The 24,855-nt window shown below is 75.7% G+C and carries 23 protein-coding genes and 1 pseudogene; 5 read left to right on the plus strand and 19 right to left on the minus strand.

Annotation, left to right across the window (positions count from 1 at the left end):
- From KVT14_RS12820 to rimP, 4 genes are all read right to left on the minus strand, one after another.
- A partial coding sequence (locus tag KVT14_RS12820) for a translation initiation factor IF-2 N-terminal domain-containing protein (protein WP_217616019.1) occupies nucleotides 1-270 on the minus strand: 270 nt, incomplete at its 3' end.
- Between the two features lie 177 nt (nucleotides 271-447).
- Nucleotides 448-783 carry a YlxR family protein gene (locus KVT14_RS12825; RefSeq protein WP_308161058.1) on the minus strand — a complete coding sequence of 112 codons (336 nt, stop codon included), beginning with the start codon at nucleotides 781-783 and terminating at the stop codon, nucleotides 448-450.
- 32 nt (nucleotides 784-815) lie between these two features.
- Entirely contained in the window at nucleotides 816-1,937 is a 1,122-nt protein-coding gene (nusA, locus tag KVT14_RS12830; RefSeq protein WP_217616021.1) for a transcription termination factor NusA, read from the minus strand.
- Between the two features lie 2 nt (nucleotides 1,938-1,939).
- Nucleotides 1,940-2,518 (minus strand): ribosome maturation factor RimP, encoded by a 579-nt coding sequence (gene rimP / locus KVT14_RS12835; RefSeq protein WP_217616022.1) that lies wholly within the window; start codon nucleotides 2,516-2,518, stop codon nucleotides 1,940-1,942.
- A 260-nt stretch (nucleotides 2,519-2,778) separates the two neighbouring features.
- On the opposite strand from rimP, the gene KVT14_RS12840 reads away from it, so the two are divergent.
- The gene (locus tag KVT14_RS12840) at nucleotides 2,779-3,963 is read left to right on the plus strand and encodes a DUF4439 domain-containing protein (RefSeq protein WP_217616023.1); all 1,185 of its coding nucleotides are present in this window, start codon (nucleotides 2,779-2,781) and stop codon (nucleotides 3,961-3,963) included.
- Nucleotides 3,964-4,174: 211 nt separating this feature from the next.
- Here the strand turns inward: KVT14_RS12840 and KVT14_RS12845 are convergent, their stop codons facing one another.
- Nucleotides 4,175-5,986 (minus strand): proline--tRNA ligase, encoded by a 1,812-nt coding sequence (locus KVT14_RS12845; RefSeq protein ID WP_217616024.1) that lies wholly within the window; start codon nucleotides 5,984-5,986, stop codon nucleotides 4,175-4,177.
- 56 nt (nucleotides 5,987-6,042) lie between these two features.
- On the opposite strand from KVT14_RS12845, the gene KVT14_RS12850 reads away from it, so the two are divergent.
- Entirely contained in the window at nucleotides 6,043-6,948 is a 906-nt protein-coding gene (locus KVT14_RS12850; protein ID WP_217616025.1) for an Fpg/Nei family DNA glycosylase, read from the plus strand.
- Nucleotides 6,949-7,039: 91 nt separating this feature from the next.
- Nucleotides 7,040-8,221 (plus strand): LCP family protein, encoded by a 1,182-nt coding sequence (locus KVT14_RS12855; protein WP_217616026.1) that lies wholly within the window; start codon nucleotides 7,040-7,042, stop codon nucleotides 8,219-8,221.
- A 15-nt stretch (nucleotides 8,222-8,236) separates the two neighbouring features.
- Here the strand turns inward: KVT14_RS12855 and KVT14_RS12860 are convergent, their stop codons facing one another.
- From KVT14_RS12860 to KVT14_RS12875, 4 genes are all read right to left on the minus strand, one after another.
- Complete coding sequence (locus KVT14_RS12860) at nucleotides 8,237-9,145, minus strand: DUF4081 domain-containing protein (protein WP_308161059.1); 909 nt, start codon at nucleotides 9,143-9,145, stop codon at nucleotides 8,237-8,239.
- A gap of 5 nt (nucleotides 9,146-9,150) precedes the next feature.
- A complete protein-coding gene (ispG, locus tag KVT14_RS12865) occupies nucleotides 9,151-10,287 on the minus strand; it encodes a flavodoxin-dependent (E)-4-hydroxy-3-methylbut-2-enyl-diphosphate synthase (protein ID WP_217616054.1) in 1,137 nt (378 codons plus the stop codon).
- A gap of 83 nt (nucleotides 10,288-10,370) precedes the next feature.
- Nucleotides 10,371-11,687, minus strand: coding sequence for an RIP metalloprotease (locus tag KVT14_RS12870; RefSeq protein ID WP_217616027.1), 1,317 nt, complete (start codon nucleotides 11,685-11,687; stop codon nucleotides 10,371-10,373).
- Between the two features lie 14 nt (nucleotides 11,688-11,701).
- Nucleotides 11,702-12,946, minus strand: coding sequence for a diguanylate cyclase (locus KVT14_RS12875; RefSeq protein ID WP_217616028.1), 1,245 nt, complete (start codon nucleotides 12,944-12,946; stop codon nucleotides 11,702-11,704).
- 188 nt (nucleotides 12,947-13,134) lie between these two features.
- Between KVT14_RS12875 and KVT14_RS12880 the strand changes: the two genes are divergently transcribed.
- The gene (locus KVT14_RS12880; RefSeq protein ID WP_217616029.1) at nucleotides 13,135-14,556 is read left to right on the plus strand and encodes an FAD-binding oxidoreductase; all 1,422 of its coding nucleotides are present in this window, start codon (nucleotides 13,135-13,137) and stop codon (nucleotides 14,554-14,556) included.
- Between the two features lie 179 nt (nucleotides 14,557-14,735).
- On the opposite strand, the gene dxr is transcribed toward KVT14_RS12880, so the two are convergent.
- The 8 genes from dxr to rpsB all read right to left on the minus strand — a co-directional run bounded on the left by dxr (nucleotide 14,736) and on the right by rpsB (nucleotide 21,845).
- Nucleotides 14,736-15,920, minus strand: coding sequence for a 1-deoxy-D-xylulose-5-phosphate reductoisomerase (gene dxr / locus KVT14_RS12885; protein ID WP_217616030.1), 1,185 nt, complete (start codon nucleotides 15,918-15,920; stop codon nucleotides 14,736-14,738).
- 25 nt (nucleotides 15,921-15,945) lie between these two features.
- Complete coding sequence (locus KVT14_RS12890; protein WP_147793861.1) at nucleotides 15,946-16,503, minus strand: DivIVA domain-containing protein; 558 nt, start codon at nucleotides 16,501-16,503, stop codon at nucleotides 15,946-15,948.
- Nucleotides 16,503-17,627, minus strand: coding sequence for a 23S rRNA (adenine(2503)-C(2))-methyltransferase RlmN (gene rlmN, locus KVT14_RS12895; RefSeq protein ID WP_217616031.1), 1,125 nt, complete (start codon nucleotides 17,625-17,627; stop codon nucleotides 16,503-16,505). The genes KVT14_RS12890 and rlmN overlap by 1 nt, the downstream gene beginning before the upstream one ends.
- 86 nt (nucleotides 17,628-17,713) lie before the next feature.
- Nucleotides 17,714-18,571 (minus strand): phosphatidate cytidylyltransferase, encoded by an 858-nt coding sequence (locus tag KVT14_RS12900; protein WP_217616032.1) that lies wholly within the window; start codon nucleotides 18,569-18,571, stop codon nucleotides 17,714-17,716.
- A complete protein-coding gene (gene frr, locus KVT14_RS12905) occupies nucleotides 18,571-19,128 on the minus strand; it encodes a ribosome recycling factor (protein ID WP_217616033.1) in 558 nt (185 codons plus the stop codon). The genes KVT14_RS12900 and frr overlap by 1 nt, the downstream gene beginning before the upstream one ends.
- Nucleotides 19,129-19,194: 66 nt before the next feature.
- Nucleotides 19,195-19,914: a UMP kinase gene (gene pyrH / locus KVT14_RS12910; protein ID WP_217616034.1), complete on the minus strand. Its 720-nt coding sequence runs from the start codon at nucleotides 19,912-19,914 to the stop codon at nucleotides 19,195-19,197.
- A 91-nt stretch (nucleotides 19,915-20,005) separates the two neighbouring features.
- Entirely contained in the window at nucleotides 20,006-20,851 is an 846-nt protein-coding gene (tsf, locus tag KVT14_RS12915; RefSeq protein WP_217616035.1) for a translation elongation factor Ts, read from the minus strand.
- Nucleotides 20,852-20,894: 43 nt separating this feature from the next.
- Entirely contained in the window at nucleotides 20,895-21,845 is a 951-nt protein-coding gene (gene rpsB / locus KVT14_RS12920) for a 30S ribosomal protein S2 (RefSeq protein WP_217616036.1), read from the minus strand.
- Nucleotides 21,846-22,073: 228 nt separating this feature from the next.
- Between rpsB and KVT14_RS12925 the strand changes: the two are divergent.
- Nucleotides 22,074-22,826, plus strand: a pseudogene (locus tag KVT14_RS12925) (M23 family metallopeptidase); the annotation flags it as partial.
- Nucleotides 22,827-22,886: 60 nt separating this feature from the next.
- Here KVT14_RS12925 and whiG read toward each other — a convergent pair.
- Both whiG and KVT14_RS12935 read right to left on the minus strand, forming a co-directional pair.
- Nucleotides 22,887-23,915 carry an RNA polymerase sigma factor WhiG gene (gene whiG / locus KVT14_RS12930; RefSeq protein WP_217616037.1) on the minus strand — a complete coding sequence of 343 codons (1,029 nt, stop codon included), beginning with the start codon at nucleotides 23,913-23,915 and terminating at the stop codon, nucleotides 22,887-22,889.
- A gap of 20 nt (nucleotides 23,916-23,935) precedes the next feature.
- Nucleotides 23,936-24,823 (minus strand): tyrosine recombinase XerC, encoded by an 888-nt coding sequence (locus KVT14_RS12935; protein WP_308161060.1) that lies wholly within the window; start codon nucleotides 24,821-24,823, stop codon nucleotides 23,936-23,938.
- Between the last annotated feature and the right edge of the window lie 32 nt (nucleotides 24,824-24,855).

Below are 24,855 nucleotides of genomic sequence, written 5' to 3' on the forward strand. Positions count from 1 at the left end.
CGGCGCGGCGGCGGCCGGGGCCGACGGCGCGGGGGCGGCGGGGGTCGCCGACGGAGCCGGCGCGGCGGCCGGGGCGTTGGCGGGCCGGCTCGCGGCGGGCTTCGCGCCGCCACCGGCGGGGTAGGTGTCCCGCAGCTTGCGGACCACCGGGGGCTCGATCGTCGAGGACGCCGAGCGCACGAACTCACCGAGCTCGTTCAGCTTGGTCATGAGGGACTTGCTGTCGACTCCGAGCTCCTTGGCGAGCTCGTAGACGCGGACCTTGGCCACATCTCTCCCTGTCTCGGTCCGCCCGGACAGGGTCGGACCGTCGTTAGTGCTGGGTACTCATCGCTGGGTACTCATCGGTGCGTGCTCATCGGGCAGCCATCGGCTCTTCGACCCGCTTTCCCTGTTCGACGGTGCACATGCCACCCCGGCGGGTTGCCCGGGCGGCGACGGTCCTCCTCACACGACCCCGAGGTGCTCCCGCACCGCGGACGTGTCCAGCGGCCCCGCGACACGCAGGGCCCGCGGGAACGCACGACGGCGCTCGGCGAGCTCGAGGCAGTGAGGATCGGGGTGCAGCCAGGCACCCCGGCCCGGCAGCGCCCGGCGCACGTCGACCACGACCGCGGGGTCTCCCGCGTCCGTCGTCGCCGCGACCACGCGCAGCAGGACCGACCTCGGACCGGCGTTCCGGCACCCCACGCACGTGCGCACCGGGCCCACGACGACCTCCGCAACGTCGTCCGCTGCGTGGGTGTCGGGGTGGCGCCTGCTCGGCGAGGAGAGCCGGGCCACCGGCCCAGCCGACCTCAGTCTAGCGCGCGACGTCACCCGACTCGACCGGCGGCGCTTCCGTCACCGTCGGCCGAGGGCGAACCCGCGGTCTCGGGCGTCCCCTCGTGGCCGCCGTCGGCGCCCTGCGCGTCGGACCGGATGTCGATGCGCCAGCCCGTCAGCTTCGCGGCGAGGCGGGCGTTCTGGCCCTCCTTGCCGATCGCGAGCGACAGCTGGTAGTCCGGCACGACGACGCGCGCGGCGCGGGCGGCCGGGTCCACGACCGTGACGGACAGCACGCGCGCCGGAGACAACGCGTGCGCGACCATCTCCGCCGGGTCGTCCGAGTGGTCGACGATGTCGATCTTCTCGCCGTGCAGCTCGGCCATCACGGCGCGCACGCGGGCACCGAGCGGGCCGATGCACGCGCCCTTCGCGCCGAGGCCCTGCACGCGGGACCGCACGGCCATCTTGGTGCGGTGCCCCGCCTCGCGCGCCAGCGCGGTGATCTCCACGTGGCCGTCGGCGATCTCCGGGACCTCGAGCTCGAACAGCTTGCGGACCAGGTTCGGGTGCGTGCGGGACAGCGTGATCTGCGGGCCCTTCGAGCCGCGCGACACGTCGAGCACCAGCGCGCGGATCCGCTCGCCGTGCACGTACTTCTCCGTCGGCACCTGCTCGTGCGCGGGCAGCACGGCCTCCGTGCCGCCCACGTCGACGAGCACGACGCGCGGGTCGCGACCCTGCTGGATGACGCCGCCGAGGACCTCGCCCTCCTTGCCGCGGAACTGTCCGAGCACCTGGTCGTCCTCGGCGTCGCGCAGCCGCTGCACGATCACCTGGCGCGCGGTCGCGGTCGCGATCCGCCCGAAGCCGGCCGGGGTGTCGTCGAACTCCGGGCCCAGCGAGGTGGTGGTCGGCGGGACCGCGGTCACCGTGCCGTCCTCGTCCTCCGCCGGCTCCGGGGCGTCCGGCGCGGGCACCACGGTGCGCTCGCGCGCCCACACGGTGACGTGGCCGGACCGGCGGTCGAGCTCGACCCGCGCGTCGGCGTGCGCGTCCGGCGTCCGGTGGTACGCGGACAGGAGCGCCTGCTCGATGGCCGAGACGAGCACGTCCAGGCTGATCTCGCGCTCGCGCTCGATGAGCCGCAGCGCCTGCATGTCGATGTCCACGATCAGTCCTCCCGGCCCTGCGGCCCGTCGGGGGCGGAGTCGCCGCCCCGTGCGTCGTCCTTGTCCCGGACCAGCTCCACCTCGACGCGGCCCTCGCGGACCCGCGCCAGGGGCAGCCGGACGGGCTCGCCGATCTTGGCCGGCCGGCCCTTGACGCCCGGCGTCTCGGGCGTCACGACCACCGCGTCCTCCGCGTCGGTCGCCCCGCGCTCGACGTCCACGAGGCGGCCGGTCAGCGACCCGCCGTCCTCCAGGCGGAGCACCACGAGGCGGCCGATGGCCCGCGCGTAGTGCCGACGGGCGACGAGCGGCGCGGTGGCCCCGCGGCTCGACACCTCGAGGGTGTACCGGTCGGGCAGGCCGTCCAGGTCGTCGAGCGCCGCGGAGACGGCGCGGGACACGTCGGCGACGCCGTCCAGGTCGACCTGCTCCTCGACGTCCTCGGGCGCGTCGAGCACGACACGCACCACGGCCTGGCCGCCCTCGCGGCCCAGCTCGACGTCCTCCAGCCACAGGCCGGCGGCGGTCACCACCGGCTCGATGGTCTCCCGGATGCGCTGCGCGCTGGCGGGCGCGGGCATGTTGACCTCCTGTGTCGGTCCTCGGCGGGGTGCGGCCTCGTCGCGCGCACGCCGACACCGGGGACGTCGACGCTGTGTGGTTGTCGGTCCTGCACGGTGGAGCGGCGCGCGGCGGACCGCGTGCTGCCACCAGGGTACTGACTCCCGGGCGCCGCACCCGCCGGACGGGGCCCGGACCGGGTGCGACGTGCGCGACACCGGCCCGGGTGGGGACCTCGGGTCCGGTGCGGGACCGGGTGGCCGTGGCAGGATCGCCCGCGATGCCCCGCACCGCCTCGCGCCGCCCGTCGCGCCCCGCACCGCACCCCGCGCCCGCCCGGTCTCGGCGCGCCCGCGCCCTCGCCGGGGTGCTCGCGCTCGGCACCGCGGCGCTGCTGGCGGGCTGCGGCCTGCGCCTCGAGACCGACCCGCCCGCCGAGCCGGTGCCGGACGCCACGGAGCAGGTGCGGCGGGACGCCGTGGACGACGCCCTCGCGCTCGCCGCGGCCGCCGAGGCCGCCACCGCGGGCGCCGACGAGGGCGTCGGGGCTGTGCTGGGCCTGGTCGCGTCGACGTCGGAGGTCCAGGTCGAGGCCCTGGGCGGGGTGTACGAGTCGGGGCTCGCCGAGGACCCCGACGCGACCCCCTCCCCCACGCCGTCCGCCACCGACCCGGCCGCCACGCCCGCCGACGTCCTGGCGCTGCTCGGCGGCGCCGCGTCCGAGGCCCGCGCCGACGCCCGCGCCACCGACGACCCGGGCCTGGCCCGGCTGCTCGCGTCCGTCGCCGCGTCCCGCGCCCAGCTGACCGACCGGCTCGCCGCCGCGCTCGGCACCGAGGCGCCCGCGGTCGACGCCGAGCCCGAGGGCGGCTTCACCGCCGGCGGGTCCGCGGACGGGTCGGGGTCGGGCGACGGGTCGGCGGCGCTGCCGTCGGCGTCCGCGTCCGGGTCGGCGACCCCCGCCCCCTCGCCCACCGCGACGGGCCCCGCCGACGCGCTCGGCGCGGACCTCGACCGCGCCGACGCCCTCGCGCTCGTGCTCGCGGAGGACCAGGCGGGCTACGGCTTCGAGGTCGCCGCCGCCCGGCTGTCCGACGACGCCCGTGCGCAGGCGCGGTCCGCCGCCGCCGCGCACCGGGCCGCGGCGACCACGTGGGCCGAGGCGGTCGGCGTCGCCGGCACCGCCGAGGACCCCCGCCGCGTGGCGTACGAGCTCGGCGGCGACCTGTCGTCCGCCGAGGCCGTGCGGACGTTCGCCGCCGGGCTGCTCACCGACCTGGCCGCGGTACACGCCGACGCCGTGCTCGACACCGGGGCGTCGACGGCCGACCGCACCGCGGCGGTCGACGGCCTGCGCACCTCGGCCGCGGAGTCGCTCTCCTGGGGCGCGACCCCGACGGCCCTCCCGGGCCTGCCGGCCGACGACCCCACGGCGTCCCCGACGCCGACCCCGCCCGCGGGCTGACCCCCGGGGTCGCGCTGTCCCGGCGGGCGTCGCGCAAGCGCGGCGCCTACGCCTTCCGGCCCCGCCACCGCAGATCGGCGTGGGCGGGGCCGGAAGGCGTAGGCCGCCGCCCGGAGTAGGCCGCGTCGCGCGCCCCGGGACGCCTCGCGCTTCACGCGGCGACGGCCCCGCCCCTGCCGTCGGCAGGGGCGGGGCCGTCGTGGCCGGCTCGTCACCGCGCCAGCAGCGCGTCCACCAGCTCCGCCACGCGGTCCGCGGCCTCGGCGACCGGGACCTGCTCGGCCTGCGGCCCGCCCTCGACGACCACGCGCGGCCGCACCTCGACCAGCCCGTCCGCGAGCCCGCGGCCCACGACGACGGTCAAGGGCACGCCCAGGAGCTCGGCGTCGGCGAACTTCACGCCGGGCGAGACCTTGAACCGGTCGTCGTACAGCACCTCGATGCCGCGCGCGTCCAGGGTCTGCGCCAGGGACTCCGCGGCCTCGAACACCGTGGCGTCCTTGCCGGTCGCGACGATCTGCACGTGCGCCGGGGCCACGCCCGCGGGCCAGGCGAGGCCGCGGTCGTCGTGGTTCGCCTCGGCCAGCGCCGCGAGCACCCGGGACACGCCGATGCCGTACGAGCCCATCGTGACGACCTGGGACTTGCCGTTCTGGTCGAGCACGGTCAGGCCGAGCGCCTGCGCGTACTTGCGGCCCAGCTGGAAGATGTGGCCGATCTCGATGCCGCGCGCGAGCTCCAGCGGGCCGGAGCCGTCGGGGGCCTCGTCGCCGGCGCGCACCTCGGCCGCCTCGACGGTGCCGTCCGCGGTGAAGTCGCGGCCGGCCACGAGGTCGAACACGTGCTTGCCGGGCTCGTTCGCGCCGGTGATCCAGCGGGTGCCGGGGACGACGCGCGGGTCCAGCAGGTACCGCACCGCGGTGCGGCCCTCGGCGTCGGCGGCCAGCCCCTCGCGGTTCGGGCCGAGCGCGAGCGGGCCGATGTAGCCCTTGACCAGCTCGGGGTGCGCGGCGAAGTCGGCCTCGACGGCCGGCTCGACCTCGGCCGGGGCCACGGCGGCCTCGAGGCGCTTGAGGTCGACCTCGCGGTCGCCGGGCAGGCCGACGACGAGCAGCTCGCGCTCGCCGGTCGGCTGCACCAGGGCGAGCACGACGTTCTTCAGCGTGTCCGAGGCCGCCCAGGGGCGGTCGGCGCGGGGGAACCGCTCGTTCGACACCGCGACCAGCGAGTCGATCGTCGGGGTGTCCGGGGTGTCCTCGACGTGCGCGGCGGGGGCGTCGTCGTACGGCAGGGCCGGCGGCGCGACCGTCGTGACGGCCTCGACGTTGGCCGCGTAGCCGCCCGGCGAGCGCACGAACGTGTCCTCGCCGATCGCCGTCGGGTTGAGGAACTCCTCGGACCGGGAGCCGCCCATCGCGCCGGACGTCGCCGCCACGATCACGTACTCCAGCCCGAGCCGCTCGAACACCCGCTGGTACGCGGCGCGCTGCGCGGCGTACGACGCGTCCAGCCCCGCGTCGTCCACGTCGAAGGAGTAGGCGTCCTTCATGATGAACTCGCGCCCGCGGATCAGGCCGGCCCGCGGGCGGGCCTCGTCGCGGTACTTGGTCTGGATCTGGAACAGCGTCAGCGGCAGGTCCTTGTACGACGAGTACAGGTCCTTGACCAGGAGCGTGAACATCTCCTCGTGCGTCGGCGCGAGCAGGTAGTCGTTCTCGCGGCGGTCCTGCAGCCGGAACAGGTTCGGGCCGTACTCGGTCCACCGGCCGGTCGCCTCGTAGGGCTCGCGCGGCAGCAGTGCCGGGAAGTGCACCTCCTGCGCGCCCGCGGCCGCCATCTCCTCGCGCACGACCTGCTCGACCTTGCCCAGCACCCGCAGGCCCAGCGGCAGCCAGGTGTAGATGCCCGGGGCGGCGCGGCGGATGTAGCCGGCGCGGACGAGCAGCTTGTGGCTGGCCACCTCCGCGTCGGCCGGGTCCTCGCGCAGGGTGCGGACGAAGAGCGTGGACAGGCGTAGCAGCATGGGCCGCAGCCTAGTGGGCGTGCCGGGTGTCGGACGCCTGGGCCACCATGGGTGGCATGCCCGAGCTGCCCGAGGTCGAGTCGCTGGCCGACTTCCTGCGCGAGCGCGCCGTGGGGCGCACCGTCGCGGGGGTCGAGGTCGGGGCGATCAGCGCCCTCAAGACGTTCCGCCCCGCGCCCACCGACCTCGCCGGCGGCACCGTCGTGTCCGCCGGCCGGCACGGCAAGTGGCTCGACCTCGGCGTCGCGCCGCCGGCCGCGGGCGGCGGCCTCGGCGAGCCCCTGCACCTGGTGTTCCACCTCGCGCGCGCGGGCTGGCTGCGCTGGTCCGAGCAGCTGCCCGCGACGCCGGTCCGCCCCGGGAAGTCGCCGCTCGCGCTGCGGGTCCGGCTGGACGACGGGTCGGGCTTCGACCTCACCGAGGCGGGCACGCGCAAGCGGCTCGCGGTGCACGTGGTCGCCGACCCGGCCGAGGTGCCGCAGGTCGCCACGCTCGGCGTCGAGCCGCTGTCCGAGGGGTTCACGCCCGAGCGGCTCGGGGAGCTCGTGGCCGCGCGCAACCAGCAGGTCAAGGGGCTGCTGCGCGACCAGGGCACGATCGCCGGCATCGGCAACGCCTACTCGGACGAGATCCTGCTCGTCGCCCGCACCAGCCCGTTCGCGCTCACCCGGTCGTTCGACGCCGACGCCGTCGCCCGGCTGCACGCCGCCACGGTCGGCGTGCTGCGGGAGGCCGTCGCGACCGCCGCCGGGCGGCCCGCCGCCGAGCTCAAGGACGCCAAGCGCCGTGGCATGCGGGTGCACGGCCGCACGGGCGAGCCCTGCCCCGGCTGGGACGGCGTCCCCTGCGGGGACACCGTGCACGAGGTGTCGTTCGCCGACTCGTCGCTGCAGTACTGCCCGACCTGCCAGACCGGCGGCAAGCCGCTGGCCGACCGGCGGATGTCCCGGCTGCTGCGCTGAGGCGGGCTTCACACGTCCCGCACAGGATCCCTCCGAGGGCTCTCCGCGCTCGCCGAGCGGCCCCCGCGCGACCCTCCCTAACGTGGGAGCCATGCCCGAGACCACGCCCAGGGGCGACCGCCCCGTCCGGCACAGCCGCGCCGTGCAGCGCCCCGCCCGGCACGTCCGCCGCGCCCGAGGGGGCGTCGGCCGCCGCGTCGCCCGCGTCGCCGCCGCGACCGCCGGCGTGCTCGCGCTGGGCGGCACCACCGGTGCCGTCGCGCTGTACGCCCAGGTGCAGGGCAGCATCGACGCCGCCGACGTGGACCAGTTCCTGGGCGACGACCGGCCGACGGCCCCCGCGGAGGAGGACCCCGTCGACGGCTACGCCGGTCGGCCGCTCAACATCCTGGTGATGGGTACCGACCTCCGGGACGGCGAGAACGCCGAGATCGCCGGCGACGTCGACGGCATGCGCTCGGACACCACGATGCTCGTGCACCTCTCGGCCGACCGGAGCCGGGTGGACGTCGTCTCGATCCCGCGCGACTCCCTGGTCGACATCCCGTCCTGCACGCTCGAGGACGGCAGCACCACCGACCCGCAGTCGGACGCGATGTTCAACGACGCGTTCCACATCGGCGGCGGCGACACCGAGAACCTCGCCGCGGCGGCGGCCTGCACGCGGCGCACCTTCGAGCAGAACAGCGGGCTGCGCACCGACGAGAGCATCGTCGTGAAGATGGACGGCGTCCGGGACGTCATCGACGCGCTCGGCGGCGTGCCCATGGACCTGCCGGAGGCGATGGACTCCCCCAAGGCCGGGCTGCACGTCCCCGCCGGCCCGCAGACCTTCGACGGCACCACCGCGCTGCAGTTCCTCCGCGCCCGCACCGGGACCGGCAACGGGCTCGAGATGGGCTCGGACCTGGCGCGCATCGAGCGGCAGCAGCAGCTCGTCGACGCGCTGGCCGCCCAGGTGCAGGGCGCGGGGCTGCTCTCCGACCCGACGACGCTCATGCCGGTGCTCACCTCCGTCACGCGGTCGCTGTCGATCAGCGAGGGCCTGGCGGACGTCCGCGACCTCGCCGGCCTGGCGCTGACGCTGCGCGACGTCGACCCGGCCACGCTGCAGCCGGTGACCGTGCCGGTCGCCGAGGCGCCGCAGGACCGGTACCGCGTGGTGTGGACGTCGCAGGCGCAGGACCTCTGGGACCGGCTGGCGGCCGACCAGCCGCTGACGGACGCGGCGGGCACCCCGACGGCGGGCGCGACCACGACCACCGGCGCCTGACGCCGGGCCGGGCGCCTAGAACAGCACCGTCGCGTACGTGCCCACACGGCGGAAGCCCACCGCGCGGTACGCCGCGAGCGCCCGCTCGTTGTAGTGGTTCGCGTACAGCGACACCGTCGGCGCCACGTCCCGCCGGGTCGCGGCCACCACCGCCGCCATCCCGGCCTCGGACAGCCGCTCGCCGCGCCGTGTGGGCTCGACCCAGACGCCCTGCACCTGGGCCACCCCGCCGGCGACGGCGCCCAGCTCGGCCTTGAAGACCACCTGCGGCGCCCCGTCCTCGCCGGGGTCGATCCGGACGAACGACCGGCCCTCGCGCACGAGCGAGCGCACCCGGGCCTCGTACGCCCCGCCGGTCCCGCCGATCGGCGAGTAGCCGACCTCCTCGGTGAACATCCGCACGCAGGCCGGCAGGACCAGGTCGTACTCCTCCGGCACCGAGCGCCGCACCGCAGGGTCGGGTGCGACCACCGGGTCGCCGTCGATCACCATCGACGGCTGCTCGGCGCGGACCTCCCGGACCACGCCCCACGCGGGCGCCAGCCGCTCCCAGAGCGGCAGCACCGCCTCGGCGTCCCCGACCACCGACGAGCACCGCCGCCCCTGGGCCCGGCCCATCGCCGCGAACGCGTCGAGCGCCGCCACCCGTACCGCGGGGTCCGGGACGACGGGCACCAGGTTGGCGCCGGCCCAGGCGAGCGCGACGAGCGCGCCGTCGACCTCGTACCCCCACAGCTGTCCGCCGGAGCGGCGCAGCCCGACGACCGCCGCCTGCTCGAGCCGGGTGGTCGCGAGCACCGCCGCCACCGGGTCCTGCGCGCACAGCGCGAGCGCGCGCGGCAGGTCCGCGTCGGCCAGCACCCGCGCACCGTCGGCGCCCGCCGGCGGCCGCCCCGCCGCCAGGTCCTCCCAGAGCCCCCGCACCGGCGTCAGCCCACCGTCACCACGGGGCCGCCGGGACCGTCGCCGGCCGGCTCCATGCCCTCGGCGATCCGCATCGCCTCGTCGATGAGCGTCTCGACGATCGCCGACTCCGGGACCGTGCGCACGACCTCGCCGCGCACGAAGATCTGCCCCTTGCCGTTGCCCGACGCCACGCCGAGGTCCGCCTCGCGCGCCTCGCCCGGGCCGTTCACCACGCAGCCCATCACGGCGACCCGCAGCGGCACCTCGAGGCCCTCCAGGCCGGCGGTGACGCGCTCGGCCAGCGTGTACACGTCCACCTGCGCGCGCCCGCACGACGGGCAGGACACGATCTCGAGCTTGCGCGGCCGGAGGTTCAGCGACTGGAGGATCTGGATCCCGACCTTGACCTCCTCGACCGGAGGCGCCGACAGCGAGACCCGGATCGTGTCGCCGATGCCCTTGCTCAGCAGCGCGCCGAAGGCCGTCGCCGACTTGATCGTGCCCTGGAACGCCGGGCCGGCCTCGGTCACGCCGAGGTGCAGCGGCCAGTCGCCGCGCTCGGACAGCAGCTCGTAGGCGCGCACCATCACGACCGGGTCGTTGTGCTTCACCGAGATCTTGAAGTCGTGGAAGTCGTGCTCCTCGAACAGCGACGCCTCCCACACGGCCGACTCGACCAGGGCCTCCGGCGTCGCCTTGCCATACTTCGCGAGCAGCCGCGGGTCGAGCGAGCCGGCGTTGACGCCGATCCGCAGCGACACCCCGGCGTCCTGCGCGGCGCGGGCGATCTCCTTGACCTGGTCGTCGAACTTCCGGATGTTGCCCGGGTTGACCCGCACCGCCGCGCAGCCGGCGTCGATCGCGGCGAACACGTATCGCGGCTGGAAGTGGATGTCGGCGACCACGGGGATCTGCGACTTGCGCGCGATCGCCGGCAGCGCGTCCGCGTCGTCCTGGGTCGGCACCGCCACGCGGACGATGTCGCAGCCCGCCGCGGTCAGCTCGGCGATCTGCTGAAGGGTCGCGTTCACGTCGGAGGTCAGGGTCGTCGTCATCGACTGCACGCTGACCGGGGCGTCGCCCCCGACCTCGACCTTGCCCACGCGGATCTTCCGGGTCGGGCGGCGCGGGGCCAGCACCGGCGGAGGAGCCTCCGGCATGCCCAGGCTGATGGGGGTGCTCACGGGGCCATCATCGCACCGCGGGGCCGCACCGCGCCCGAGCAGGGCCGGCCGGTCGCCGCTCAGCCGAACGTGATCGGCGCGACGATGTCCGCGTAGGCCAGGAGCAGGCCCATCCCGCCCAGGACGACGAACACCGCGAGCGCCACGGGCTGCAGCCGGGCGGCGTCCGCGGGCCGCGGCCGGGGCAGCTTCCGCAGCCGGGCGACCTGGCGCTTGAGGCCCTCCCAGAGCGCCGCCGCGACGTGCCCGCCGTCCAGCGGGACGAGCGGGATGAGGTTGAACACGAACAGCGCGATGTTCAGCGACGCGAGCAGGCTGAGCATCCCGGACACCCGCTCCGCGACCCCGACGCCCGTCGCGTCCGACGAGGCGACCTCGCCGGCCAGCCGCGCCACGCCGACCGGGCCGAGCACGCCCTCGGCGCTCCGCTCCCCGTCCCCGAACGCGCTCTCCGCGATGCCGACCAGGTTCGCCGGCAGCGTGACGACGGCCCGCATGGTCTGCCACACGGCGTCGCCGTTCAGCTCCACCACCTCGGACACCGGCTGCCGCTGCAGCTCCGTCCCGGGGCTCACGCCGAGGAACCCGACCGGGCGCGTCACCGGGTCGCCGTCGTCGTCGAGGACGGCCTGCCCGGCGTCGTCCGTCACCGGCCGCTCGGCGACCACCGGGGTCACCGTGAGCTCGACGCGCTCGCCGTCGCGCTCGACGACGACCGGCACGGCCTGGTCGCCCGAGCCGCGGATCAGGCCGCTGAGCTGGTCCCAGGACGTGATCGCCACGCCGTCGTACGACACCACGGTGTCGCCGGGCTGCAGGCCGGCCTCCGCGCCCGGGGCAGCAGGGTCGTCGGCCGAGCACTCCGTCGCGGTCGACCCCGCCGGGAGCACGCACTGGCTCACCGAGGACAGCGTCGTGCTCGCGCCCTGCACGCCGATGCCGACCAGCACGACCGCCAGCAGCACCACGGCGATGATCAGGTTCATCACCGGGCCGCCGAGCATGACCACGAGCTTCTTCGGCGTCGAGAGCCGGTAGAACGCCCGGTGGTCCTCCCCCGGGCGGATCTCCTCCGCGCTGGCCTCGCGGGCGTCGGCGGCGATCCGGCTGAAGAACCCGCGCACCGGCGGGTTCCCCACCGCGTCGGGCGTCGGGTACATGCCGATCAGGCGGACGTAGCCGCCGAGCGGGATGGCCTTGACCCCGTACTCCGTCTCGCCCTTCGTCCGGGACCACAGGGTCGGGCCGAAGCCGACCATGTACTGGCTCACGCGCACGCCGAACTTCTTGGCCGGCACCATGTGCCCGACCTCGTGCAGCGCGATGGACACGAGGATGCCCACCACGAGCACCACGACGCCGATCGCGTAGGCCATGCGGGGGTCTCCGTTCAGTGCGGCGACCCGCCGAGCGGGTCGGCTCGGCGGGGGTGGGACGAACCCCCATCCTGCCCCGGATTCCTGGGGGCGGGCTGGACGTCGGCCGTGCCGGGGTCCGCGTCGTGGTCCGGGTCGCCGTCGACGACGACTCGGTCCCGGCCCGCGCGCTTGGCCCGGTACATCAGCGCGTCGACGCGGCCGAGCGCGGCGGCCGGCTCCTCGCCCGCCCGCAGGGCGGTGACCCCGAGGCTCGCCGTCACGTCCACCGGCGCCTGCCCCCGCACCGCGCCCGGGACCGCCGCACGCAGCCGCTCGGCCAGCGCCCGCGCGTCGTCGGCCCCCGTCCCGGGCGCGACGACGAGGAACTCCTCGCCGCCCAGCCGGGCGACCAGGTCGCCGGACCGCACGTGCTGCTCCAGCGCCCGCGCCACCGCCACCAGCACGCGGTCGCCGACGGCGTGGCCGTGCACGTCGTTCACTGCCTTGAACCGGTCCAGGTCCAGGTAGACCAGCGCCACGTCCAGCCCCGACCCGACGACCCGCGCCTGGTACGCCAGCTCGTCCTCGAGCCGACGGCGGTTCGCCGCGCCGGTCAGCGGGTCGCGGTAGGCCATCTCCCGCATGGACGCCGCCTCCGCGCTGGCGTGCTCGGCGACCTGGAACGCCCGGGCGGCGTGCTCCTTCGTGCGGGACAGCACCCAGACCATCGCCGCCAGCACGGCCAGGTACACCGCGTACCGCGCCAGGTCGACCGCGTGCCCGCGCGCGTCGCCGTCGGACGGGCCGAGCGCGAGAGCGACCCAGCCGACCGCGAGCGTCGCGAGGACCACCGCGGCCGCGTGCAGCGCCGCGAACCGGGTCGGGAACACCAGGTAGCCGATCACCACGAACAGCGCGAGGCCCATGAACGTCGTCGGGAACAGCGCGTCCCAGCCCCCGCCCCCGGCCGAGCCCAGCCTGCTGCCCATCGTCACGAGCCACAGCGCGTCCAGCCCGAGCAGCACGACCCGCGACACCGGCACCGTGGCCGCGGGGCGCCGCAGCACCAGCCAGGCGAACAGCAGCACGACGACCAGCAGCACCGGCGACGCCGCCCGCAGCAGCACGTCGTCCCAGCGCAGCACCGCCACCGCGACGACCGACACCGCACCGAACAGCAGGCAGACCAGCAGCACCCGCCGGATGAGACCCAGCGTCGGGTCGCCGGACCGCCGGGCGACCGGCAGGTCCCGCGGCGGCGGTGCGGGTGCGGACATCGCTCCTCGTTCCGGGCGGCCCGGTGCTGCCGGGGAGGGACTCGTCGTGGCACGGTACCCCGCAGGTCGCGGGCCGGAGGGGTGCAGGGGCCCGGTCACCCGCCGGATCACCCGTCCGGCGACCGCCTTGCGCCGCCGGGGGCGAACCGTGACGATCGGTCCGACGCCCGACGACCCCGGGAGGTGGCGTGGAGGACGTGCACGAGGTGGGGCCCGGCCACGACGGCTCCGCCCTCGTCCTGCGGTGGAGCACCGGGGGCGACCCGTCGGCGCGGTCCCTGTGGTTCGACCAGGCCGAGGCGGTGGACCCCCGCCCGCCGCGCGAACCGCTCGACGGGGACACCACCGCCGACGTCGTCGTCGTGGGCGCGGGGCTCACCGGGCTGTGGACCGCGTACTACCTCCTCGAGGCGGACCCCGCCCTCGACGTCCTCGTGGTCGAGCGGGACGTCGCCGGGGCCGGGGCCAGCGGGCGGACCGGCGGCTGGTACGGCGCCGGACCCGCGTCCGCCGCCGCCCGGGTCGCCGCCGCGCACGGGCCCGAGGCGGCCCTCAGCGCGCGTGCCGCCCTGCGCGACGCGGTCGTCGAGGTGGGCGGCGTCGCCGCGGCCGAGCAGATCGACGCCGACGTGGCGGTCGGCGGCCTGCTCACCGTCGCGCGCACGCCCGCGCAGCTGGCGCGGATCACCGCCGACGCCCGGGCCGCCCGGGCCTGGGGCGACGAGGTGGACCTGCTCGGGCCGGACGACGTGGCCCGCCTCGTGCAGGCGCCCGGGGCGCTCGGCGGCGCCCTCGCGCCCGACGTGGGCCGGCTCCAGCCCGTGGCGCTCGTCCGGGGGCTCGTCGACGTGCTGACCGCGCACGGCGCCCGCGTCGCGGAGGGCACCCGGGCGCTGCGGCTCTCCCCCGGCGCCGTCGTCACGGACCAGGGCACGGTGCGCGCGCCCCTCGTCGTCCGGGCCACCGGCGACGGGGCCCCGGCGGGCGCCCGGCACGCCGTCGCCACCGCGCCGCTCGGCGAGGACGTGTGGGCGGCGCTGGGCCTGCGGCGCGGGGTCGTGCTCGCCGACGCCGGCCACCGACCCGTCCGGGCCCTGCGGACCGCCGACGACCGGCTCGTGCTCAGCCTGCGGAGCGCGCGCACCCCCGCCGCCCCGTCCGGCCAGGACCTCGCCGCCGTGCTGCGGCTGCAGCGGGCGCTGGCGGGGCTGCTGCCCCTCGGCGCCGAGGCGCCGACCACCCACGCGTGGGGCGCAGCGCTCGCCGGCGGGCCGCTGCCGGCGCTCGGGTTCGACGCCGACGCGGGGCTCGCCTGGGCGGACGGCGGCGGGGACGACGGCGTCGCCGCGGGGAACCTCGCGGGGCGGACGCTGGCGGAGCTGCTGACCGGGGGCGACGGGGCGCTGACGCGGCTGCCGTGGGTGGTGCGCGGTCCGGCGGGCCGCGGGACGGGCGGCCTCAGGTCGGGCGGCCTGGACGGCGCGGCCGCGCGGCGGCTCACGGACCGGGTCGCGGGGGCGCTCCGGGACGGCGCGGCAGCCCTGGCCGACCGGGAGGAGCGCGTCACGGGCCGCCCGAGCCGGCTCACCGGTCTCGCGGGCGAGGGCTGACCCGGCGCGCGCGACCCGGCGACCCCGCCGACCTGACAGCGCCACCCGCCCCGCCCGCCCGCACCGAGTTCGGTACCCCCAGCCGAGTTCGGTGGGCGCCGGCACCGAACTCGGGGAGAACCACCGAACCCGCCGCGCACCACCGAACTCGTCGCGCCCGCCCCGGCGACCGCCGGAGGTCAGGCCGCCGCGACCCGCTCCCGGGCGCGGGCGCGGGCCCAGTCCTCCGCCGCCTGCACGTCCGCGACGTCGCGCACCGGGCCGCCGTCGTGCGCGGCCAGCACCTCCTCCACGGTCTGCACGATGCCGAGGAACCCGAGCCGTCCGGCCAGGAACGCCGCGACGGCCTCCTCGTTGGCCGCGTTGTACACCGCCGGGTGCGTGGCCGACGCGGCGACCGCGGCCCGGGCGAGCGCCACGGCACCGAACGTGTCCTCGTCCAGCGGCTCGAACTCCCACCGGCCGGACCGCGTCCAGTCGACGGGCGCCGCGGCGTCCGGCAGCCGGTCCGGCCAGGCCAGCCCGAGGGCGATGGGCAGCCGCATGTCGGGCGGGGACGCCTGCGCGATCGTCGACCCGTCCGCGAACTCCACCATCGAGTGCACGACCGACTGCGGGTGCACGACCACCTGGATGTCGGCCACCGGCACGTCGAACAGCAGGTGCGCCTCGATGAGCTCGAGCCCCTTGTTGACCAGGGTCGCCGAGTTGATCGTGACGACCGGACCCATCGACCACGTCGGGTGCGCGAGCGCCTGCTCGGGGGTCACGTCGGCGAGCTCGGCCCGGGTGCGGCCGCGGAACGGGCCGCCGGACGCGGTGAGCACCAGCCGCCGGACCTCGGACCGCCGCCCGCCGCGCAGGCACTGCGCGATCGCGGAGTGCTCCGAGTCGACCGGGACCACCTGCCCGGGGCGCTGGACCGCTGCCCGCACGAGCGGCCCGCCGGCCACCAGCGACTCCTTGTTCGCCAGGGCCAGCACGCTGCCGGAGCCGAGCGCGGCCAGGGTGGGCCCGAGCCCGACGGACCCGGTGATTCCGTTGAGCACGACGTCGGCGCCGCGGGCGGCGAGCTGGGACGCCGCGTCCGGACCGGTCAGCACCTCGACGCCGACCTGGCGGAGCCCCGCCTCGGCGGAGGCGCGCACCACCTCCGCGAACACGGTCCCCGCGGCGTCCGGGTCGGCGACGGCGACCGTCTGCGCGCCGAGCGCCACCGCCTGCCGCGCCAGCGCGACGGGGTCCGAGCCCCCGGCGCTGATCCCGGTGACCCGGAACCGCTCCGGGTTCCGCGTGATGACGTCGGCGGCCTGGGTGCCGATCGATCCGGTGGAGCCGAGCAGGACGACGGTGCGCGCGTTCATCCGCCCCATCCTGCCCGAGCGGGACTCACTCCGCGGCGAGCAGCACGTCCACGGCGCGCTCCAGGAACGCGTCGACCGGTCCCTCGGCGTACGCGCGGGCGCCCTTGCGGCGGGTGAACACCGCGGAGCGCACCTCCTGCGCGGTCAGCGGCGCGTTGGTGTCGAAGTACGCGACGAGGCGGTCGCACAGCGCGTCGACCTCGGCCGCGTCGTACCCGGGCTGGCGGCCCTTCGGGTGCCCGAACCGCTCGCCCTCCGGGCGGGTCAGCCGGCCGTACAGCGAGCGCGCCTGCTCGGCGAGCGTCTCCATCCAGGCCTGGCGCCCGCGGTCGGCGATGAAGTCGGCGCGGGACCGCGCGACGAACGCGGCCTCGAGCCGGTCGAGCGCGGCGTCGACGGCGGTGGTGGAGTAGCCGTGCCGGACGAGGTCGAACGCGACGGTCCGCACGTCACGGCTGGACAGCGCGCCGGCGGGGCCCTGCTCGTAGACCGTCCGGGCGTGGGTGAAGAAGTCGTCGACCTCCTCGGGGTGGTACCCCGTCCGCATCCCGGTGACCCGCCGGAACATGGCGCCGCCGCTCATCAGTCCTCCTCAGCCGCCAGCTGGCCGCACGCACCGTCGATGTCGGACCCACGGGTGTCCCGGACGGTGGTCGGGATGCCGTGTGCGCGCAAGCGTGCCACGAACTCCTGCTCGACCGCGGGATCGCTCGCCGTCCACTTCGAACCGGGCGTCGGGTTCAGCGGGATGGGGTTGCAGTGCACCCAGCCGCGGCCCCGCCGGTTGAGCTCGGTGCCCAGCAGGTCGGCGCGCCACGCCTGGTCGTTGATGTCGCGCATCAGCGCGTACTCGATGGACACCCGCCGGCCGGTCGCCTGGAAGTACTCGTAGGCGGCGTCGATGGTCTCCGCGACGCTCCACCGGGTGTTGATCGGCACGAGCTCGTTGCGCAGCTCGTCGTCGGGGGCGTGCAGCGACAGCGCGAGCGTCACCGGGATGCCCTCCTTCGCGAGCTTGCGCATCGCGGGCACCAGGCCGACGGTCGAGACCGTGATGTTGCGGGCCGACATGCCCAGGCCGTCCGGGACCGGGGCGATCATGCGCCGCACCGTCTCCATGACGGTCTTGTAGTTCGCGAGCGGCTCGCCCATGCCCATGAACACGACGTTCGACAGCCGGGTGGGCCCGCCGGGGACCTCGCCCGCCTCGAGCGCGGCGGCCGCGGCGCGCACCTGCTCGACGACCTCGGCCGTCGACAGGTTGCGGGTCAGCCCGAGCTGGCCGGTGGCGCAGAACGGGCAGGCCATGCCGCAGCCCGCCTGGCTGGACACGCAGAGCGTGGACCGGTGCGCGTACCGCATGAGCACGGACTCGACCTTGGCGCCGTCGAACAGGTGCCACAGGGTCTTGACCGTGGTGCCGCCGTCGGCCTGCATGGTCCGCGCGGCGGTGAGCAGCTGCGGGAACAGGGCCTCCACCAGCTTGTCGCGGCTCGCGGCCGGCAGGTCGGTCATCGCGGCGGGGTCGACCGTCAGGTGGCTGAAGTAGTGCGTCGCGAGCTGCTTCGCGCGCAGCGGCTTCTCGCCGAGCGCGGTCACGGCCTCGACGCGCTCCTCGGGCGTCAGGTCGACGAAGTGCTTCGGCGGCTTGCCGCGGGCCCCGCGGGTCGGGGCCGACAGGTTGAGTGCGACGGGCGTGGCGCTCACGCGGTCCTCCTCGGGGGTGTCGTGGTCAGGGTGTCGGGTGGTGCTGGGTGCGGGCTGGGAGCCGGTCGGGCCCCGGCCGTGCGGCGTCAGGCGCCGGCGACGGGCTGGAGCGCCTCGAGCAGCAGGTAGACCACCGGGGCGGCCAGCAGCATCGAGTCGATCCGGTCCAGGATGCCGCCGTGGCCCGGCAGCAGGGTGCCCATGTCCTTGAGCTCGAGGTCGCGCTTGATGAGCGACTCCCCCAGGTCGCCCAGCGTCGCGACCGCGACGGTGGCCACGCCCAGCAGCGCGCCCACGGCGGGGTCCCCGTCGAACATGAGGTGCACGCCCAGGACGCCGACCACCGAGGCCAGCACGACCGAGCCGAGCAGGCCCTCCCAGGTCTTCTTGGGGCTGACCGACGGCGCCAGCGGGTGCCGGCCGATCAGCACGCCGACGACGTAGCCGCCGGTGTCGTTCGCGACGCAGAGCAGGATGAACAGCGCCACCCGCATCGCGCCGTCCTCGGCCGCCAGCATCAGCATGACGAAGCCGGCCATGAGCGGCAGGTACGCCGCCGCGAACACGCCCGACGTCGCGTCCCGCACCGCCCGCGGGCCGCTGCCGTCGAGCACCCGCCAGACGACGATGCCCCCGACGGTCAGCACGAACGCGACGAACAGGGCCTCCATCCCCGCGACGTACGCGGAGACGAGGATGCCGACGTCGCCGACGAGGAGCGGCAGCACGGGGATGTGCACGCCGCGCCGGGCGAACGCCTGCGCGAGCTCCCAGAGGCCGGCGCCCACCGCGGCGACCGCGATGAGCCCGAAGGCCTCGCGGCGGATGAACAGCGACGCCGCGACGAGGACCAGCAGCCCGAGGCCGACGGCGACGGCGACGGGCAGGTCACGCCCGGCACGCGAGGTGCCGGGCGCCGGGGCGACGGCGGGGTGGGACGACATCAGACCTCGAGCAGCTCGCTCTCCTTGGAGGAGAGGAGCTGGTCGACCAGGTCGACGTGCCGCTTCGTGACGGCCTCCAGCTCCTTCTCCGCGCGCACGACCTCGTCCTCGCCGGCCTCCCCGTCCTTGACCAGGCGGTCCAGCTCGTCCTTGGCGCGGCGGCGCACGTTGCGCACCGAGATGCGGGCGTCCTCGGCCTTGGTCTTGGCGAGCTTGACGAACTCCTTGCGACGCTCGGTGGTCAGCGCGGGCAGGGTCACGCGGATGACGTTGCCGTCGTTGGTCGGGTTCACGCCCAGGTCCGAGTCGCGCAGCGCCTTCTCGATCCCCTGCATCGACGACTTGTCGAACGGGGAGATGAGGATCGTGCGCGCCTCGGTGACGTTGAACGACGCCAGCTGCTGCAGCGGCGTCGGGCTGCCGTAGTAGTCGACCGTGATCTTGTTGAACATCGCCGCGTTGGCACGACCCGTGCGGATCGCGGCGAAGTCCTCCTTGGCGACCTCGACGGCCTTGTCCATCTTCTCCTCGGCCTCGAGGAGGATCTCGTCGATCACGGTTGCTCCTTCAGTCATGGTCGTGCTGGTGGCGTGCTGCCAGTCGGGGCGCCGGCGACGACGCGGTCAGTCCTCGGTGACCAGCGTCCCGATCTTCTCACCCCGGAGCACCCGGGTGACGTTGCCCGGCTCCTCCAGCCCGAACACCCGCATGCGCACGCCGTTGTCGCGGCACATCGACAGCGCGGTCGAGTCCATGACGCCGAGCTCCTGCACGATCGCCTCGGTGTACGTCAGGTGGTCGAGCTTCGTGGCCGTGGGGTCCGTGCGCGGGTCCGCGGTGTAGACCCCGTCGACGCCGTTCTTGCCCATGAGCACCTCGTCGCAGTGCGTCTCGAGGGCGCGCTGCACGCAGACGGTGTCGGTCGAGAAGTACGGCATGCCGGCGCCGGCGCCGAAGATCACGACGCGACCCTTCTCCATGTGCCGGATGGCGCGCAGCGGGATGTACGGCTCGGCGACCTGGCCCATCGTGATGGCGGTCTGCACGCGCGTGTCCACGCCGGCCTGCTCCAGGAAGTCCTGCAGCGCCAGGCAGTTCATGACCGTGCCCAGCATGCCCATGTAGTCCGCGCGGGCCCGGTCCAGGCCGTTCTGGGCCAGCTCGGCCCCGCGGAAGAAGTTGCCGCCGCCGCACACGATGGCGACCTGCACGCCGTCGGCGACCGCGGCCGCGATCTCGGCGGCCACGCGGCGCACCACGCCGGCGTCCAGGCCGATCGCCCCGCCCCCGAACGCCTCGCCCGACAGCTTCAGCAGCACCCGCCGCGGATCGGTCTCGGTCATGGGGTACCTCCAGGGTGTCGGCGGGGTGCTGCGGGGATCTCGCGCCGGTGGCCCCGGCCCATCAGGGCCGGGGCCACCGGGTGTGGCGTCGTCAGGCGCCGACGCGGAACCGCACGAAGCCGGTCACCGTGCCGCCGACCTCGGCGAGCACCTGGGCGATCGACTTCTTCGAGTCCTTCGCGAACGGCTGGTCCAGGAGGACGACGTCCTTGAAGTAGCCGGTCAGGCGGCCCTCGACGATCTTCGGCAGCGCGGCCTCGGGCTTGCCCTCGTTGCGGGCGGTCTCCTCGGCGATGCGGCGCTCGTTCTCGACCGTCTCGGCCGGGACCTCGTCGCGGGTCAGGTAGGCCGGCGAGAACGCGGCGATGTGCGTCGCGATGTCGCGGGCCACCTCGGCGCCCTTGGCGTCGGTCGCGATGAGCACGCCGACCTGCGGGGGGAGGTCCTTGTTCACCTTGTGCAGGTAGACCGAGACCTTCTCGCCGGCGACGCGGGCCACGCGGCGCACGACGACCTTCTCGCCGAGCACGGCGGCCGTCTCGTCGACGACCTCCTGCAGCGACTTGCCGTCGACGTCGGCCGAGAGCAGCGCGTCGGCGTCGCGGGCGCCGGAGGCGACCGCGGTGGCGAGCACCTTCTCCGACAGGGTGATGAACGTGGCGTTCTTGGCGACGAAGTCCGTCTCCGAGTTCACCTCGACGATCACGCCGACCTCGTCCTCGCCGTCGCCGGCGGTGACGACCTCGGCCGCGACCAGGCCGTCGGAGGCCGAGCGGCCCTCACGCTTGGAGACGCCCTTCAGGCCCTTGACGCGGATGATCTCGAGCGCCTTGTCGGCGTCGCCCTCCGCCTCCTCGAGCGCCTTCTTGACGTCCATCATGCCCGCGCCGGTCTTCTCGCGGAGCGCCTTGATGTCGGCCATGGAGTAGTTGGCCATCTGTTCCGTCCTTCTCGTCAGTACGTGCGATCGGCGGACCGGGTCACTTGGACTCGGCGTCGCCCTCGGACTCGGCGGCGGTCTCCGTGGCGGCGGCCTCGGCAGCGGCCTCGACGGCCGGAGCGGCGTCCTGACCCGGGGTGGCAGCACCCTCGGCGGCGCCGGCCTCGCCCGCGGCGGCCTCGTCGGCGGTCGCCTGCGTGGCGGCCAGCGACTCCTCGGCACCGGCCAGGAGCTCGCGCTCCCACTCGGCCAGCGGCTCGGACTCGGCCGACGCGGCCTCGGCGCCACCCTGGCGGCCCGAGTGGCGCTGCAGCGTGCCCTCGGCGGCCGCGTCCGCGATCACGCGGGTCAGCAGCTGCACGGCGCGGATCGCGTCGTCGTTGCCCGGGATCGGGTAGTCGACGACGTCCGGGTCGCAGTTGGTGTCGAGGATCGCGACGATCGGGATGCCCAGCTTGCGCGCCTCGTCGACGGCCAGGTGCTCCTTGTTGGTGTCGACGATCCACACCGCGGACGGGGTCCGGGTCATGTCGCGGATGCCGCCCAGCGTCTTCGCGAGCTTGTCCTTCTCGCGACGCATGATGAGGAGCTCCTTCTTCGTGTACGCGCTCCCCGCGACGTCGTCGAAGTCGATGAGCTCGAGCTCCTTGAGGCGCTGCAGGCGCTTGTTCACCGTCTGGAAGTTGGTGAGCATGCCGCCCAGCCAGCGCTGGTTGACGTAGGGCATCCCGACGCGGGCGGCCTGCTCGGCCACCGGCTCCTGGGCCTGCTTCTTCGTGCCGACGAACAGGATGGTGCCGCCGTGGGCGACCGTCTCCTTGACGAAGTCGTACGCGCGGTCGATGTAGGACAGCGACTGCTGCAGGTCGACGATGTAGATGCCGTTGCGCTCGGTGAAGATGAAGCGCTTCATCTTGGGGTTCCAGCGGCGGGTCTGGTGCCCGAAGTGGACACCGCTCTCGAGCAGCTGGCGCATGGTCACGACGGCCATGGTGGTCCTTCCGCGCGCCCGCGTCGGGGGCGCGCACAGTGATCGCGGGCCCGCCTCGGCTGGCCCGCTCGTCCGGTTGTCGGCGCCTCCCGGTCGGGATGCACCCCTGGCGCCACGCCCTTGCCGACACCGGGCCCCTGGGGGTCCCGGACCGCTGCCGGCGCCGGCCCTCCGCACGCACCTCTGCCGCCGGGGCGGTGGGGGTGTGTGCGTCGGTGATGACGCGCGATGTCGACCGGCACGTACCGGTCGCAGGAAGAAGTCTACCGGACGGGCACCAGGGCCCGGACCGGTGCGGGCACGCGACCGCGTGACGTGCGCGACGTCGCGCGACGGGGGCGTGGCGCGCAGGGGGCGGACGCCACCCGCGCCGGGCCTCGACCGGAGCGGTACCGCGCCCCGAGCGGGCACCGAACCCGCCACAGGGGCCACGACCGTGTCGCGTCCCCAAGCCGCCGGCGGGTGGCCCCGCGCGCGGGTCGCCGGTTCCCGGACGCTCGGGACGTGCCCGTCGCCCCTCTCCCCCGCCGCGTCCTCGCCGCCGTCGTGCTGCTTGCGCTCGTCGCCGCGCAGCTGCCGCTCGCCCGCGCCGTGCTCGGGCCGGGCCCGCCGCGAGGGGTCGGCGCGACCCACGCCGACGCGTGGCGGGCGCCGGTCGAGCCGGTCGCGGTCGTCGAGCCTTTCGACGGCCCGGCGGTGCCGTGGGCCGCGGGCCACCGCGGCGTCGACCTCGACGCGCCCGTCGGCACGCCCGTGCTGGCGCCGCGCGCCGGGGTGGTGGCGTTCGCCGGGGTCGTGGTCGACCGGCCCGTGCTGACGGTCAGGCACGACGACGGGCTGCGCAGCTCCGTCGAGCCGGTCACCGCGACCGTCGCGGTGGGCGACCGCGTGGCGGCGGGGTCGGTGGTCGGCACCGTCAGCTCCGACCGCAGCCACTGCGAGCCGGCCTGCCTGCACTGGGGCGTGCGCGACGGCGACGTCTACCTCGACCCGATGCTGCTGCTCCGGGGCGGGCCGGTCGTCCTGCTCGCCCGCGGCGGGTCAGCCGCGGTCGGCCTCCGTCAGCCGCGCGCGCAGGCGCAGCATCGCGGCGGTGTGCATCTGCGAGATGCGCGACTCCGTCACCCCGAGGACGCGACCGATCTCAGCCAGGGTCATGCCCTCGTAGTAGTAGAGGACCAGCACGAGCTTCTCCCGCTCGCCGAGCTGGTCGATCGCCCGGGCCAGCAGGAACTTCGTCTCCTGGGCCTCGAAGGAGTTCTCGGGGTCCGGCGTGCGGTCGTCGCCGAGGGTGTCGAGCAGCGACAGCCGGTCGCCGCGGTCCTCCCCCGCGCCGAGCAGCTCGTCCAGCGCCGCCACGTTCACCGTCGACAGCTGCGTGAACAGCGCCCGGAGCTCGCGGATGTCCATCTGCAGCCGCGCGGCCACCTCGGACTCGGTGGGGACCCGGTGCAGGCTGCTCTCGAGCTCGGAGTACGCGCGGTCCACCGCGCGGGCCTTGGTCCGCACCGAGCGCGGGATCCAGTCCATCGCGCGCAGCTCGTCGATGATCGCCCCGCGGATGCGGGCGCTCGCGTACGTCTCGAACTTGACCGACCGACCGGGCTCGTACTTCTCGATCGCGTCGATCAGGCCGAACATGCCGTAGGACACCAGGTCGGCCTGCTCGACCATCGCCGGCAGCCGCATGCCCACGCGACCGGCCACGGCGGTGACCAGCGGGGCGTAGTGCAGGATCAGCCGCTCGCGCACCAGGCGGTCGCCGCCCGCCTTGAACAGCTGCCAGTCCAGGGCGACCGGGTCCGCCCCCGCACCCGCGAGCGCCTCGAGGTCGTCCAGCTCCGGGTCGTCGACCGCGGTCAGCGTGACGACCGCCTCGAGGTCGACGTCCTCGAGCTCGGCCTCCGCGACCTCGGCGGCGACGGCGACCGCGCCGGCGGCGTCCAGCTCGAGCTCGTCGGTGCCCAGCGACTGCTGCCGCGGGATCACCCCGAGGGGCGCGGACGGCGCACCCGGCGCACGGCGCGACGAGGCAGCCAGCGGGACGGTGTCCTCAGCCGGAACTGACATGGGCCTCTCCATCTCGGACGTCATGCGCGGGGGTGAGCCTGCTCGAAGGACGCGCGGAGGCGGTCCGCGGTCACGTGGGTGTAGCGCTGGGTGGTGGCGAGGCTCGCGTGCCCCAGCACCTCTTGCACGCTGCGGAGGTCGGAGCCGCCCTCCAGCAGGTGCGTCGCGGCCGAGTGCCGGAGCGCGTGGGGGGCCACGTCGCTCACCCCGGCGGCGGCCGACACGTCGTGCACCGCCCGGCGCAGCTGGCGCTGGTCCGCACGGGCGCCGCGGCGGCCGAGCAGGAGCGCCGGGCCGGAGGTCTCCGTGGCGAGCGCCGGCCGGCCGCGGGCCAGCCAGGCCTCGACCGCCTCGACCGCCAGCTCCCCGACCGGGACGACGCGCTGCTTGTCGCCCTTGCCGGTGAGGCGCATCGTGCGCGTCGCCAGGTCCAGGTCGTCGACGTTCGCGCCGCACAGCTCGCCGACGCGCGCACCGGTCGCGTACAGCAGCTCGAGCGCCGCCCAGTCCCGCAGGTGCACCGGGTCGCCGTCGTCCGCCCGCACCCGGGCGGTGTCGAGCAGCGCGGCGGCCGCGCCCTGGTCGAGCACGGTCGGCAGGTGCGACGCCGGGCGGGCGCTCGCCAGACGCAGCGCCGGGTCCTGCGCGACGCGGCCGGTCCGCGCCGCCCAGGCGTAGAACGTGCGGGCGGCGGCGCCGCGCCGGGCCAGCGTGGCGCGGCTGCGCTCGGCGGTCGCCATCGAGGCGAGCCAGCCGCGCAGGACCGTGAGGTCGACGGCGAGCAGGTCGGCCACGCCCTGGCGCCGCGCGTACCCCGCGAGGTGCTCCAGGTCGCCGAGGTAGGCCCGCACGGTGTTGTCGGAGAGGCCGCGCTGGGTGCGCAGGTGGAGCGCGAACGCGTCGGTCACCGGGGATGTCCCCCGGCCCGGTCCCGCTGCAG

It is taken from the genome of Cellulomonas sp. GbtcB1 (assembly GCF_019091725.1).
Lineage (GTDB): Bacteria > Actinomycetota > Actinomycetes > Actinomycetales > Cellulomonadaceae > Cellulomonas.

Coding starts and splice junctions, on each gene's coding strand:
- rimP (WP_217616022.1), bottom strand. CDS start 2,518: ATGCCCGCGCCCGCCAGCGCGCAGCGCATCCGGGAGACCATCGAGCCG.
- KVT14_RS12840 (WP_217616023.1), top strand. CDS start 2,779: ATGCCCCGCACCGCCTCGCGCCGCCCGTCGCGCCCCGCACCGCACCCC.
- KVT14_RS12845 (WP_217616024.1), bottom strand. CDS start 5,986: ATGCTGCTACGCCTGTCCACGCTCTTCGTCCGCACCCTGCGCGAGGAC.
- KVT14_RS12850 (WP_217616025.1), top strand. CDS start 6,043: ATGCCCGAGCTGCCCGAGGTCGAGTCGCTGGCCGACTTCCTGCGCGAG.
- KVT14_RS12855 (WP_217616026.1), top strand. CDS start 7,040: ATGCCCGAGACCACGCCCAGGGGCGACCGCCCCGTCCGGCACAGCCGC.
- ispG (WP_217616054.1), bottom strand. CDS start 10,287: ATGCCGGAGGCTCCTCCGCCGGTGCTGGCCCCGCGCCGCCCGACCCGG.
- KVT14_RS12870 (WP_217616027.1), bottom strand. CDS start 11,687: ATGGCCTACGCGATCGGCGTCGTGGTGCTCGTGGTGGGCATCCTCGTG.
- KVT14_RS12875 (WP_217616028.1), bottom strand. CDS start 12,946: ATGTCCGCACCCGCACCGCCGCCGCGGGACCTGCCGGTCGCCCGGCGG.
- dxr (WP_217616030.1), bottom strand. CDS start 15,920: ATGAACGCGCGCACCGTCGTCCTGCTCGGCTCCACCGGATCGATCGGC.
- KVT14_RS12890 (WP_147793861.1), bottom strand. CDS start 16,503: ATGAGCGGCGGCGCCATGTTCCGGCGGGTCACCGGGATGCGGACGGGG.
- KVT14_RS12900 (WP_217616032.1), bottom strand. CDS start 18,571: ATGTCGTCCCACCCCGCCGTCGCCCCGGCGCCCGGCACCTCGCGTGCC.
- pyrH (WP_217616034.1), bottom strand. CDS start 19,914: ATGACCGAGACCGATCCGCGGCGGGTGCTGCTGAAGCTGTCGGGCGAG.
- tsf (WP_217616035.1), bottom strand. CDS start 20,851: ATGGCCAACTACTCCATGGCCGACATCAAGGCGCTCCGCGAGAAGACC.
- rpsB (WP_217616036.1), bottom strand. CDS start 21,845: ATGGCCGTCGTGACCATGCGCCAGCTGCTCGAGAGCGGTGTCCACTTC.
- whiG (WP_217616037.1), bottom strand. CDS start 23,915: ATGTCAGTTCCGGCTGAGGACACCGTCCCGCTGGCTGCCTCGTCGCGC.